The following is a 13,670-nucleotide window of genomic DNA, read 5'->3' on the forward strand; positions in this document are numbered from 1 at the left end:
CTACGTTTGGAGTGCAGGTTTCAATCGGTGGAACATTAAGAAATAAACCAGTATTCCAAAGCCTGCCCACACGATTTGCCTTGCTCTTCGAAGGATAGAAGCAGAGATCCATATCTCAGTTCCGGGAATGCCTATAGCCAAAAGCATAATCTTATTTCCATATTCCTCTACACCCAATTGTCCGGGTATAAAAGCTCCGGCGGCTTTAAAGAGGATCACACCGAGGTCCACCAGCAGTGCCTGCATTAAACTTACTTTGAGACCTAAAAACTTCAGAATAAAATAGAACTCTAATGAGCCGGCGAGCCAATGCAGCAACGCAAAACCACAGGCCATAGTCATCAGTTTGCTGTGAGCACTAATCATGTGTTTCACATCGGTACTAAGCGCCTTAAGCTTTTGCGTTAGTTCGGTTCTGCTGATCCAGCCAAAAGGCAGAGCGCCTAATTTTAATGTGGAGAAGCGGCCGACTGAACTTTCTGGATGTTTAAATACGAGATAGCAGGTAGTTGCAGAGAGTAACAGCAGTTGCGTAAGAATCATAATAATCCTCGAGACCAATACCGAGAGCAGCACTGTTTTTTTGTCTATATCATACTTTGCAAGCAACATACCTTTTAACGCGTCGCCTCCAAGTATGCTGGTGGGATTAAACCATGCGACAGTTTCGCCGACATGCCTGATCAGAAAGAGCCGTGTTAGGGAGACCTTTTTTACATCCGAACCTAACGTATATTGCCAGCTGAGTGTGCCTAATAGATAAGCTATAAATGTAATGATCAGCAATAGATAAAATCTATAACCAATCATAGATATCAATTCAAGCGCCTTTGTCAGGTCTGTTTCCTGAATAAAGATCAACAAAGAAGCCAGAATGCATAGCGCAACTACTATGAAGAGGCTTTTTTTCTTCATGCCGGATCTTTGGACAGCTTATGCGACAAGGTGGAGCTGAGTTTTGTAAGTTCATTAAAATATTCTAAAGAGAGCTGTTCCCAACTCAAGCCGGAACTCCACTGCAGACCCTTGTCGATAAATTGCGTTCTAAGTATTTCATCGCCTAACACCTGAGAGACTCTTCTGAAATAATCTTCTTCATCAAAAGGGCCGCACTTGAAACCATTATCCCCTTGTTCAATGAAATCAGCAGAGCCTCCTCCATTTGCAATTACACAAGGAAGACCAGAAGCCATCGCTTCTAAAACTACATTACCATAGGTTTCAGATACTGAAGTAAAGAGAAAAACATCGCTGCTGGCATAAAGCATGGATAGGGTTTCGTGGTCTACTTTGCCGGTAAAGATTGCATTTTTCATGTATTGCTTACATGCTTTTGAAGCAGCTCCGTCACCTGCAATAAGGAGATTGACCTTTAGTGCGGAATGCTGTATCCGGTCATAGATCTTAAAAAGGGTTTCCATATTCTTTTCCCATACCAACCTGCTCGCAAAGATGATGGTTGGATAGCTGTTGCCGGTAAGTCTGTGTAAAAATGCTTTGTCAGCCTTTTCCGGATTGAATAGGTCCGTGTTAATTCCCCTCCTCCAGATCTGCATTCTTGAACTTTCAACACCCATCTCGGCCAGTTCCTGTTTTATACTTTCTGCTGGAATATAGACGACATCACAATGGTTGTAAAAATTCTTTTGGGTTCCTGCAATTGCTTGTTTGACCTTACCAATAAGAAAAGGGGCATGTTTAAAGTAGTAGTCGATATACGAGACAAAGTGTGTGTGATAGATCGAGATCACAGGGATGTCCCTTAAGTTTGCATGCTTGAGCGCAAAAGCACCTAATAACGACGGTGTTGCAATATGTATAACGTCAGGCCCGAATTCCAGCAACCGCTTCTTCAATTTCTTTTTGGCCAATGCCGGAAGTGCCATGGTATAATTGGTATTCAAGGGCAAGCTAATCACCGGTACTTTCATACAATCGTAACCCATGATCCGATCAGGACCAACGCCACATATAAACAGAAAATCAAAACGCTTGGAATCAATTCTCTTAATTAGCTGGAACATGGTGCGTGAGGCTCCATCAAAATCCTCAATCAATATTTCCGCAAAGAATGCAACTTTTATTCTTTTCATAATGTATGGTATAGATCTCAAGAATGGTTATTCGTGTAGTACCAGGATCGCTTTAACAGATTTGTTCATTACCTGATTCACTGTGCTCGTTGTAAACATTCTGTAAATGATATTGTGATGGTGCTTGACCAGGCAGAGGATGTCTGTATGATTGGATTTTATGAAATCCATGATCCCATTAGGAGCGCTGTTGTCTTTGATGTAATTAAAGTCAATGCCCACATTCGGAAAGAGGCTTCTGATTGCTTCTTCGCCCGTTTGAATGTGCGAAACGTCTGACTTCTCCGCAACATACAGCACTTGCATCTTTTGCGATACTGCGCCTTTTAACATTTCATTCAATGCGTTTACATCTTTTGCAGACAGTTTTGTTTCATAGTCTGTTGCCAGAGTAATGATTGGGAAACTCGGGAAATTACTTTCTAAAGGAACAATGAGTGTCGGTATCCGCATTTTAGTTACCACCATACTAGCATTGCTTCCGACAATACCGGTGATGCCGGTAGAGCCCGTAATCCCCATTACCAAGAGTTCAACCGGATTGTCTTTTACGTATTTCGAGACTACAGTCTTAAGAAAACCGACATCGCAGAGGGTAGTCACTTTCACCTCTTCTGCATAACTCTTCGCCAGTAACCGTCCTGCCCACTCGGCGAGTGCTTCGCGCTTTTTGGCATAATAGGCCTCGATAAAAATCGCATTATAGGTGCTGTTGTCGATCCCTTCAGTAGGATGAATGGCATGAATAGCCACGACATCCATGTGGAGAATCTTAGCTAAAGCGATGGCGTAGGTCATCGCATTGCCCGCACTTTTTGAAAAATCGGTAGCAACAAGGATCTGCTTCATGTCTGGTTAGATGAAAAGGTGGAAAAGCATAAATAATGATGCCGATACTATAATTGAAACAGGAAGAGTAAGTACCCATGCCAGACCTATATTTTTTAACGTTCCATTATTTAAATTCTTACGTCCGCCAGATGCAACCATTGCTCCGGCTATGCCGCTTGATAAAACATGGGTGGTGCTAACCGGGAGGCCAAAAGCAGTACTTAAGCCAATGGTCGAGGCTGCTACAATTTCAGAAGTAGCTCCTTGAGCATAGTTCAAATGTTCGTTGCCAATTTTCTCTCCAATAGTCACTGCAATTCGTTTCCATCCAATCATTGTTCCAAGACCCAATGATATGGAGATTAAAGCGATTACCCAGATTGGAGCAAATTCAATCACCTTTGATAGTTCACTGCCAGAGTCCGAAAGCGTTTTTCTGTCGGCTCTTGTTAGCTTCAATGCTTTATTATCTCCTGCTTCCTTAATTGAAGCGATCATGCTGTGAAGCTGCTTTCTAAACTGATAGGTCCTTGCTTTATCCGTTTCGCTTTTTAAAAGCAGGTGGGCTTTAGTTGACGCAATCGCTGTGTTCAGACTGTCGTAGCTAATTTTTGATTGCTGATCTAAGACTGCGCTTTTTTTAAATATCAGCTCTGCCTTATTTAATTCAGTAACTACCTTGGCGTTTGGTATAGAGTGATTTATAGCAAATTTGGCAGGAAGAAATGCGATAAGGATCAGCATCATCAGTCCAACGCCTTTCTGTCCGTCATTACTACCATGAAAGAAGCTTACCAGGGTACAAGTCAAAATTAAGAGGCCTCTGATCAATAAAGGCGGCCGGTCATTTTCACCATGTGGGATATGAAAAAGTGAATGCGATTTAACCACATGCTTTAAAAAATACATGAGTAGCATGGCGAGTCCGAAACCCACGATTGGTGATAAGATCAATGAAAGTCCTATCTCTTCTGCTTTAGACCAGTTGACCCCAGCTCCTCCGTAGTACCAGGTAAAGGCAAGGCCGGCGCCGATCATAGCACCTATCATGGTATGTGAACTTGAGCAGGGTATACCAAAGTACCAGGTCCCAAGATTCCATGCAATGGAGGCCAGCAGGATAGAAAGTACCAGTGCGGCGCCTACACCTACAGGCATGGATACCAGGGCGTCTAGCGGGACTAACTTTAATATCCCCATGGCAACAGCAATACCGCCTGTGAACACACCCAGGAAGTTCCACAAGCCCGACCAGGGTATAGCGATTGCCGGTTTAAGTGCTTTGGTATAAATAACGGTAGCGACTGCATTGGCAGTGTCATGAAAGCCGTTTACGAACTCAAAACCTATAACTGCCAACAGGCAGAGTGCAAAAACGAATACTAAAGGAGTGCTCAATGCTACCTCCCCGAAAAATGGAATAACAGTACAGAAAACTAACGACATATGTTTTTAGAAACCCAGCAGACGTCAATCATCTGATATCCAAATAACCAACTATAGTGTTGATTTAACATGGGTTTAACATTACTAAATTGTTATTTATGAAGCGAAGATTTTAAGGGAAGGGAATTGCGCTTACCTTTAGTAAATAGGAGATGCGGAATGTATTGGTATGAAGACGAAGTAAAGCGACTGGAAAGAGATCGCCTGAAAGAGGGGTATAACCCCGAAACCATATTTTATGGAAGCTCAAGCATTCGTCTATGGGAGAGCCTGTATAACGATTTTCCGTCAAGCCGGGTTACTAATCTAGGCTTTGGTGGCTCTACGCTGGCAGCCTGTGTATGGTTTTTTGAAAGAATTATGTATCACTATAAGCCGAAGATATTACTGGTTTATGCCGGAGACAATGACCTTGGCGATGGCAGGAATCCGGAAGAGATCTTCATTTTCTTTCAACAGCTGATGGTTAAAGTAGCGCATCGTTTTGGAACTATTCCCTGCTATTTTATTTCTCTAAAGCCAAGTTTAAGCCGGTGGCACCTGGCAGATCAATTTAGTTATACCAATAATCTGATTGAAAGTGAGATCATAAAATGTAACGGCAACTGGAAGTTTATCAATGTGTATAGAGCAATGCTGACTAAAGACGGCCAACCGAACGCTACTTATTACGAAAGTGATGGGCTTCATTTAAGCGCAGAAGGTTACCGTCTATGGAAAAGTATTATTCAGTCCCAGATCATTGCCCAGTAAAAACATAAGGTTAATATTCAACGCTAATATTTCGCAAGGCTAAGTTTAAACATATGAACAGGGAATACCATAAGTGGTTTAGCGAAAGGCTTGGCCGGGACATGGAACTTTTAATCTTTGGTACCGGTGGTCGGGCGGTTCTGTTTTTCCCAACTCGGATGGCCCGGTTCTATGACTATGAAAACTGGGGGATTGTTCACTCACTTCGGGACCAGATCAACCGGGGCGAGCTGCAGTTGTTTTGCATTGACAGCGTGGATGCGGAAAGTTTTTACAATACGGGCGTACATCCTCAAGTGCGGATCGCGCGCCATATTCAGTATGAAGGCTATCTGATCAACGAAGTGATTCCACTGATCCATGCCAAAAACCACGATGGGTATATGGAGACTGCAGGCTGCAGCATGGGAGCATACCATGCCATTAACCTGGCTATGAAATATCCCTGGTTGTTTAGGAAGGCAGTAGGCATTAGCGGAAGATATGATCTGACCAAAGCGCCAGGTAGCTTTAGAGACTTGCTTGATGGTCACCACAACGACAATGTGTATTTCAATATGCCTCAGCAATATTTGTCTAACCTGAACGACGGTTATTTACTGGATGCCCTCAAATCTTTAAACATCATACTGGCAATCGGAGAAACGGATTCCTTCTTTCAATCTAATAAAGACCTCTGTAATCTTTTATGGAGCAAAAATATTGCAAATCAGTGCTATATATGGAGTGGGGAAGCCCACAAGCCACGTTACTGGCGCCAAATGTTACCGTTATATTTATAAATAATAATAATTGAGTTATGGAAAGAAGATCCGCATTAAAGGGTTTAGGAGGTATGTTGCTGTTGCCTTCAATAGGCATAGCCACTAGTCCGACAGCTAAAAAACCAGTTCTCCGGATTGCTCACCTTACCGATGTCCACTTAAAGAACGAGTTGGGCGCTCCTGGCAAGTTCGTGAAATGTTTGCATCATGTTCAACAGCAGGTTCCTAAGGTAGATTTTGTGTTGAATGGGGGTGACATCGTTTTCGATATGAACAAGGAAAATATTGGAACCATCAACGCACAATGGAAATTGTATGATGACGTCATCAAATCAGAAAGCAGCTTGCCAGTTCATTATTGTTTAGGTAACCATGACATCTGGTGGAACGAAGACACAAAAAAGGATACTTTCTATGGCAAGAAGTATGCAATGGATAAGGTCCATCTTTCCAAACCTTATCATAGCATGATTAAAGGGGGCTGGAAATTTATTATGCTGGACAGCGTCCATCTTGATATTGATGGGACCTGGTATATTGGTAAGCTTGGGGAGGAGCAGTTCAACTGGTTGACAAATGAACTAAAGGATACTAAGCCGGATATGCCGGTGATGGTCCTATCTCACATCCCTATTCTAACTGCTTTATTGATGATTGAGGACAATATTGTCAACAAGTGGGAAATGCTGGGAGGAGACATGCATACGGATACCTCCAAAATTATCAGCTTATTCTACAAGTATCCTAACGTGAAGCTATGCGTAAGCGGACATTTGCATATGCGCGATAAGGTCGTTTATAATAATGTGACTTATCTCTGTAATGGGGCTGTGTCTGGTGCCTGGTGGAATGGAAATAGAAGAGAAACTGCGCCAGGTTACGGTTTAATCGACCTCTTTGAAGATGGTAGCTTTGAAGAAAAGTACATAAATTATTAATTTTACTTTAACATTTTGCCTTGCACTGCGTCCAAATGGAAACTAAGACTCAGATCATGAAACACCTGTTTACTACTGCAAGCGTATGTCTCCTGGCATTTTCTATTTCCTCATGCGATAGGGCGCAATCTAACGTACAAACTTTATATACCAGCAACTGCGGTGTGAGCTGGAAGCTCATTAAAGCCGGAGAGACCTTGCCCAAGGGAATCGGGATGTGTTCTTACAAGGTTACAGTACCGGATTACCCGATGCAAGGGGAGAGCATCTTTAAATCTGCTTTTAAAAACAGGGTAATGGCGAAGATCGAAGTTACTTACGATTACTCGATCCTTGATGCAATTAAGTACGTTGGAGAGGCGAAGTATCTTGGCAAGATCAATTCTGATAGTGATGATGAAGTGAATTCTTCGAAAGCTTACGAAACTGCTGAAAACTCGGTGATAGACAAGAGAATTAAAGAAGTTGCAAGAGACCTCTTGATTTCAGAAGATATAGTAGATTTCTCTCAGGCAGAATTTGAAACTAAGCTTTTAGAATCTGTAAACGAGTTGCTGAAAGCGAAAGGAGTGAAGATCAACTTTCTTTCCTTCGTGCCAATTCCAGAAGAGCAAACCAGACAGGCGATTGACGTAGTAACAGCAATGAAGATCTATGAATCTAAAGGGCTAACTGAAGTAGGTAAATCTGTTACTTCAGCAAGGGCAGGTGCAACAAAGGTTGAAGTTACTGTTCAAAAAGAAGATAAGCCTGTAGTTGAAGATTAATTACTCCTTAAACATTTTGTTTAAGGCTTGCTGAACCTTAATTACGTCGCTTTCGATGGTCTTCTTAACTTTAGCGTCTTTAACGTCGGTAAGATCGCTAGTAATTGCAATACTGTCTGTGTCATTGACAACGACCAGCTGAAACTTATGGTCGCCAAACTGAAAGGAGATGGTGAGTCCGTTGATTTGTTTAGTAATGGTTTTTACAAACTGATAGCTACTGCTTAAGGTATCGAAGCAGTCTTTTACGGCCTGAAATACAAAGTCTGTTTCGATGCTCAAGCCATTCACTACGACGGTAGTGGACGACAGCGCGCCATACAGTTCTTTTTGTGATTCGGTTCCTTCCTCTATATTCTGCAAAGTTTCGAGAAGATCTTCACTATAGAGTATTTCTTTTTTGTCGGTAATCTGAATAGTGATGGCGCCCGAAGCATCTGTTACCTGCTGAAGATGAATCTGATCATTCCCGTCTTTTATAACGGCTACACTTTCCGATTGCTTATCGAGTTTTGCATCCGCTATTGCAGACTGAATTTTATCTGAAATGTAGGCTAAAACGGGGTGTTGTTTGATCTCTGACATGTAGGCAAAGTTATCATATATTTCCAGATGCAAAAAGATAAGATTGCAATAATAGCGCTTACAATTTTTTGTCCCAGTTCGCTATCGCTTGCTCGAAGGCAGGATGAGCTTTATGTAATACACCTGCTAATTCCTTATCGTTCAACTTTGATTTAGGTATTAGTAAAGCTCCCCACAGATTGGTCATAGTAGCGACACCTCCAGAATCATAAATTTGTCCCGCTAAAGAATGAAAGCGGCATTGATACCAGCCGTAATTGTCTGGATGATTTTGTGCAAGATCATTGTAGTTAGTTTCAAAATCTTCCAGCTTGGTGTATGTTAGTCTCTCTTGAGGAAACCCAGCAACGGTTACTTTGGGAAATACGGTAAGCGCAGGTAAAAGTTTTGCATTGTTCTCAGCAATAAACGTATGAAGCAACACATTGCAAAGCAGTTCATTTAACCAACTCCGTTGCATCTTCATTCCCGCCGCGAGCTGGAAAGCATGTCCCAGTTCATGCACAGCGAGAAGATCAAAGAAATCTGTTAAAGCTATTTCTCCGTTGTTATCCGAGTATGCATCTTTTAGCTGTTTGGCAAGCTCTTTAGGAATTTTATCAAGAGGCGGGGTATTTCTTTTCCAGAAGTTATTGTTTTCAGAAGCTACCACAAGTCTGCCATCCGGTAAATAATGTGGGATACCATAGATTGCATTTGGATGCGCGAACTTTTTCCAGTCTGATGGGGAGAGAACCAACAATGTGTAATTTGGATGAACCTTCAGGTGCTTCTCAAAGTAGGTCTCCGCTGTTGCAACGTTAGCCAAAATCTTTACCGCGCGCTCTCTTGCATTATTACTAAAATAGACAGCTTGAGTTACCTTATCTAGTTTCTGGAGGCCATCATACGTTTGAGCAGAAACACGATTTGTTAGGAATAGGAGTGTGAAAATGAGTAGCTTATGTTTCATAAAAGTTGATCTAAATAAATTTAAGCATTTTGATTAATACAACGCAGAATTTTTTTTACGTTGGTTAATAATAATGATTCTTTTCACGATTAACCTTATGTTAGCATTGTGAGTAAGATAGTTACCGGTATGAAACAGGATATAATTCAGGTACAAGACATTGGATTTTACAGGGATCGCCTATTTAAGTTACTCCTCTATTGCCTGGTTCCAACCGGACTTATAGCACTGGTTCCCGGTCTATTTATGGCGATAAAAGCTGGGACGACGACAGGTTATCTGGTAGCCGGAGTAGATACTTTGATCGCAAGTGCGTTGTTTTATGTGATCTGGTCTAAGCGCATTAAGATCCATGTAAAAAAGATCGCAATTACCGGTTCTCTGTATGCGCTTGCTATATTTTTAATGATATCGTTAGGCTCCTTTGGTCCCGGTATCATTTATATTTTACTCCTAACCGTGTTGATGTCGCTCCTGTTTTCCAGTAAGACTGCCCAACTTTCTATCTGGTTCAATTTGATTGTTTGCGTTATTCTCGGAATAATTGTGGAATTCAAGTTGTTCGATTCCATATTGATCAAGCAGTACCATTTAGCGGACTGGCTAGCTTATTCCAGTAATGTTATGTTGTTTAGTGTGATCACTTTTTTACTTATCAATCACTTAATAAAGAGTCTGGAGGGAAGAATTAAAGAGTTATCTGTCAGTGAATCCAGGCAACTCGGACTGCTTGCTTCTCAAACGAATTATGTGATCAGGACAGATATGAGCGGGAAGTACACTTATGCAAATGACAAATTCATCCGTGACTTTGGATGGGTCAATGATGACGAAAGCATAATTGGCCACGATGCTCTGGGTTCCATCTTAGATTACCATCATCAGCGTCTTTTTGAAATGGTGGACCGGTGCGTTGCGCATCCCAACGAGGTGTTCCAGGTTTCACTCGACAAACAAAAGCAAGATGGTGGGGTGATGACGACCCTATGGGATATTATCTGTATGACGGATGAACTGGATGCGCCGAGTGAAATACAATGTATAGGCATAGATATTTCAAAACGTATACAGGCAGAACGCAAACTGGAACTATCATTAAAAGACTTGTATACGCACAATAAGGAGCTTCAAACCTATGCTTATGTGATTTCTCATAACCTGCGAGCACCTATTGCAAATGTACTTGGGTTAGTGTCTTTGATAGAAGTTGATCGGGATGATGCGGGAGCAATGAACGAGTACATCAGGGATTTGAAAGAGTCTGCATTTAAGCTGGATCAGGTGGTGAAAGACTTAAGCAAGGGCGTATCTATAGCCGGCCATACTATAGGCTTAAAGGAGGAAGTCAATCTTGTAGAGATATTTAATGCAATAAAAGAAGATTTGAACTGCCTTATTAAGACGACAAATACTAAGCTAGTGCTACCAACTCAATCCATTTATTTGCGCTCAAGCAAAGCGTATCTGCATATTATTTTCAATAACCTACTTCACAACGCAATTCAACACCATGCTGAAGATCAGCAGCCAAAAGTTACCGTTACGATAAGTGAAGACGCACAGCATGTAACGGTAGCGGTGACCGATAACGGGATAGGAATTGACGTTGAAAAGCAATTTGATGATTTGTTTGAACCTTATAAACGACTCAACACTACCCAGCCGGGTAAAGGTTTGGGGTTATTCTTTGTAAAACGGCATACTGATGCTTTGGGCGGTACCATCCAGGTTGAGAGTAAACCTGGAAGCGGATCTACATTTAAAGTTGTGCTTCCAAAGCAGTAGTGAATGGAGGCATTTGCTTTACATTCATACCTATCGGACTGCCCCTCTCGCTTTGATTAGGTGTGCCTTGATTGGTGCTCTTTAGCACTTTAATGGCATAGATCACAACGATTATCACCGCAATGACCAATATTATTTTAAGGATTTTGTTTCTCATGGTCTAAGGTAGAGTTGCGATATGACCGAAGGTTTAATGCTTTTTAAAATTTTTGGGCTATTGTCTGTTGCACTACTTGCCAAGGAGTTCCTATTTTTGCAAACCGCGCTGTTTAACCATCTCAGAGACCTAGCTGTTACCTAGCAGAGACCAAGGAATGACCTAGTTGGGGAAACCTCTAATCAACCAATTGGTTAGTATAGGTATATGGAAAGCTAGTTAAAGAAGTTTTGGCTTTTAAAGCTTCTTAACTTTGTGTGGAAAAAGAAACGGGGATCGATCATGACGACCAACCCCCGTTAAATTAACGCTCTCGATGTAAAAATAGAATCTTTTATAAAGACAGACAAAACTTTTTGCTATATATAATCTTTCTCAATTACTCTGTTCAATATTCCGCAACAGCGTTCGGCTCGTAGCACTATTGTTTTAATAATTCTGTTAACGCTAATTCTATCTTAATTAAACTTACGCCATTGAACAGTCGAAATGGTTGACTTTGATCCCCATCCCGTTATTTTTCGAGTAGTGATTGATCAGGTAACCTTTCAAAACGTACCTGCCTAAACGAAGATTGAGCCTTATTTCCTTTACCCTCCAGGCTTTCGTCGTGCTGTAACTAAGTCTGAGTAGCGTTCTAAAAGATCGATATAACGATTTTGCCAATAGGCATCACCATTTGGCGTTGAAGCTTCTTCAGAAGATCTATAGTCTGTTCGGTCAATTACAGTAGGCTTCTCGGTATTTGCGTAGAAATCGTAGACAATTACGCCTGAGATCCTTTGCATGGTAACTTCGTCAATTACTTCCTGCTTAAACCAATTGTATAAGGTGCGACGGGTTATTTTTAATGCAGCGGCCAGTTCACTGATGTTGATGCTTTTTTTTCTAATTACTTTTTCAAGCAACTGACCCATATGGATCTTGTCATTCAAGTATATTTGCAATTTTTGAGCGGAGATTTAGGTCCGTAATCTAAGACTTTAACCTGACATCATTTCATTGATAGGAGAATTGTACAATTTTGTACAAAATGATTTGTGGAGAATAGGTGCAAGGTGTGGCCAAAGGATTATTAATAAAGGAGCCACTATGGGCAAATTGACCGGTTTACGATATTTGTCCTTGTGGCTCCTGTTATGTATGAAATTAGTATCCCGGATTTTGATCGGTGGATGTTATAGCTTTGTTGTAAAGGACTTCAGAATTTGGAATTGGCCATAACATATGTTTATCGGCTACTACAATACTTTTTACCTGTAGAATTCTTTCTTTTGCAATGCCCAATCTTTTGAGGTCTAACCAGCGTTTACCTTCATACATGGTTTCAAAGCCACGCTCTTCTATTACCCTGTTCAGGAAGGTTGCCAGTGTAAAGTCGCCCAGTTTAAAGTCAACAACCGATGCTGTTTTTGATGGATAGCCATAAGCACGGCGATGTATCTGGTTTAAGCTTTCCAATGCTGCAGTTGTAGGTATACCATTTGCCCGTGCATCAGCTTCTGCATGGAACAGTAACAGGTCTGCATAGCGGTACCAGGGGTAATCGTTTGCACCACCTACGTTAGTAGCCTGTCTGTCTCTAAACTTCCTGAAAAGAACAGAAGTAGGGCCTAAGCCTATGTCAACATTATAAAATATATGTGTTTTACGAAGATCGCGGTTGTCCCAATTTTTGATAATTGAATTTGTCTCTAAATCGGTGTATTGTGCATAAGCGCCCCCAGGGCCATAGTAATTATATACGCTCGTTGTTCTGTGCGCATAGCTGAGGATGCCAAAACCCTGCTGACGATTATACTTGAAATAGAATATTTCTTCAGGCGTATTCACGATCTCAGGACCAAATATTTTTTGGAAATCCTCTGATGTTGCAACCTCAACCAATGAATATTTTTTCGAATCAATAACTTCTTTAGACTTTGTAGCGGCAGAGCTCCAGTCATTGAGGCTTAAGTAGATTTCAGTCAGCAACGTCTTGGCAGCCCATTTGGTTGGCCGTCCAATTTCAGTTGCTGCGTCTCCCAAGCCAGCTTCAGCCGCTAAAGCATCTTGTAAAATCAAGTCATATACATCTTTCACAGGAGATCTTGGAACATCTGCGACGATAATATTGGCTTCCGTTCGTAGTGGAACAGCTCCCCAGTTACGTACCAATGCAAAATAGGTGAGCGACCTCAAATACTTGGCCTCGGCCAAAGCACTGAGTTTGTCCTGCTCGGTCAGCCCGCTTGCTTTGGGTACGTTAGCTATTACCAGGTTTGCATTACGTATGGTTTGAAAAAAACTGTCCCATATCACACCAACGCGGTTGATGTTTGTATTGTCTAGTCCCTGATAAAGGCTCACCGGAGTTTGTGTGCCACGTGAATATCCATAATCTGCCATACCCTCCAGTTGTGCAGGGTAATTTAGACTTACGCCATTTGTGGTGCGTATTGGACCATAGATGGCATTTATAGCCGCTCTAACTTCTGGAATAGTATTATAAAAATTTTCTGAGGCCAATGACTTTGGTTTCTCATCCAATACTTTAGAGCATGATGATGCTATACACAATAGCATGATACCGATTATTATTTTTTTCATCTTTAGTATT

Annotated in this window: 14 protein-coding genes; 5 read left to right on the forward strand and 9 right to left on the reverse strand. The window is 41.5% G+C overall.

The window, feature by feature from the left end; translation table 11 throughout:
- The 4 genes from WKF66_RS04020 to WKF66_RS04035 are packed head-to-tail and all read right to left on the reverse strand — an operon-like array spanning nt 1 to nt 4,370.
- On the reverse strand, nt 1–915 hold the full coding sequence (locus WKF66_RS04020; protein ID WP_489673119.1) for a lysylphosphatidylglycerol synthase transmembrane domain-containing protein: 915 nt from the start codon (nt 913–915) through the stop codon (nt 1–3).
- Nucleotides 912–2,093 carry a glycosyltransferase gene (locus tag WKF66_RS04025; protein WP_489673120.1) on the reverse strand — a complete coding sequence of 394 codons (1,182 nt, stop codon included), beginning with the start codon at nt 2,091–2,093 and terminating at the stop codon, nt 912–914. The genes WKF66_RS04020 and WKF66_RS04025 overlap by 4 nt, the downstream gene beginning before the upstream one ends.
- 27 nt (nt 2,094–2,120) lie before the next feature.
- Nucleotides 2,121–2,942, reverse strand: a complete 822-nt coding sequence (locus WKF66_RS04030) for a universal stress protein (RefSeq protein WP_489673121.1) — start codon at nt 2,940–2,942, stop codon at nt 2,121–2,123.
- 6 nt (nt 2,943–2,948) lie between these two features.
- Complete coding sequence (locus WKF66_RS04035; RefSeq protein WP_489673122.1) at nt 2,949–4,370, reverse strand: inorganic phosphate transporter; 1,422 nt, start codon at nt 4,368–4,370, stop codon at nt 2,949–2,951.
- 159 nt (nt 4,371–4,529) lie between these two features.
- On the opposite strand from WKF66_RS04035, the gene WKF66_RS04040 reads away from it, so the two are divergent.
- From WKF66_RS04040 to WKF66_RS04055, 4 genes are read left to right on the forward strand one after another with little or no spacing between them, the layout of a single operon-like run.
- Nucleotides 4,530–5,123 (forward strand): GDSL-type esterase/lipase family protein, encoded by a 594-nt coding sequence (locus WKF66_RS04040; RefSeq protein ID WP_489673123.1) that lies wholly within the window; start codon nt 4,530–4,532, stop codon nt 5,121–5,123.
- Nucleotides 5,124–5,176: 53 nt separating this feature from the next.
- Nucleotides 5,177–5,905, forward strand: a complete 729-nt coding sequence (locus WKF66_RS04045; protein ID WP_489673124.1) for an esterase family protein — start codon at nt 5,177–5,179, stop codon at nt 5,903–5,905.
- A gap of 17 nt (nt 5,906–5,922) precedes the next feature.
- Nucleotides 5,923–6,825, forward strand: a complete 903-nt coding sequence (locus WKF66_RS04050; RefSeq protein ID WP_489673125.1) for a metallophosphoesterase family protein — start codon at nt 5,923–5,925, stop codon at nt 6,823–6,825.
- Between the two features lie 56 nt (nt 6,826–6,881).
- The gene (locus WKF66_RS04055) at nt 6,882–7,592 is read left to right on the forward strand and encodes a hypothetical protein (RefSeq protein WP_489673126.1); all 711 of its coding nucleotides are present in this window, start codon (nt 6,882–6,884) and stop codon (nt 7,590–7,592) included.
- On the opposite strand, the gene WKF66_RS04060 is transcribed toward WKF66_RS04055, so the two are convergent.
- Both WKF66_RS04060 and WKF66_RS04065 read right to left on the reverse strand, forming a co-directional pair.
- Entirely contained in the window at nt 7,593–8,177 is a 585-nt protein-coding gene (locus WKF66_RS04060) for a hypothetical protein (protein WP_489673127.1), read from the reverse strand.
- Between the two features lie 58 nt (nt 8,178–8,235).
- On the reverse strand, nt 8,236–9,129 hold the full coding sequence (locus WKF66_RS04065) for a hypothetical protein (protein WP_489673128.1): 894 nt from the start codon (nt 9,127–9,129) through the stop codon (nt 8,236–8,238).
- 129 nt (nt 9,130–9,258) lie between these two features.
- Here WKF66_RS04065 and WKF66_RS04070 point away from each other — a divergent pair, with 129 nt between their 5' ends.
- A complete protein-coding gene (locus WKF66_RS04070; RefSeq protein WP_489673129.1) occupies nt 9,259–10,914 on the forward strand; it encodes a sensor histidine kinase in 1,656 nt (551 codons plus the stop codon).
- Here the strand turns inward: WKF66_RS04070 and WKF66_RS04075 are convergent.
- From WKF66_RS04075 to WKF66_RS04085, 3 genes are all read right to left on the reverse strand, one after another.
- Complete coding sequence (locus WKF66_RS04075; RefSeq protein WP_489673130.1) at nt 10,889–11,071, reverse strand: hypothetical protein; 183 nt, start codon at nt 11,069–11,071, stop codon at nt 10,889–10,891. The genes WKF66_RS04070 and WKF66_RS04075 overlap by 26 nt on opposite strands.
- Before the next feature lie 590 nt (nt 11,072–11,661).
- Nucleotides 11,662–12,006, reverse strand: a complete 345-nt coding sequence (locus WKF66_RS04080; RefSeq protein WP_489673131.1) for a hypothetical protein — start codon at nt 12,004–12,006, stop codon at nt 11,662–11,664.
- A 214-nt stretch (nt 12,007–12,220) separates the two neighbouring features.
- Entirely contained in the window at nt 12,221–13,660 is a 1,440-nt protein-coding gene (locus WKF66_RS04085) for a RagB/SusD family nutrient uptake outer membrane protein (protein ID WP_489673132.1), read from the reverse strand.
- Between the last annotated feature and the right edge of the window lie 10 nt (nt 13,661–13,670).

The organism is Pedobacter sp. (genome assembly GCF_037719805.1).
Lineage (GTDB): Bacteria > Bacteroidota > Bacteroidia > Sphingobacteriales > Sphingobacteriaceae > Pedobacter.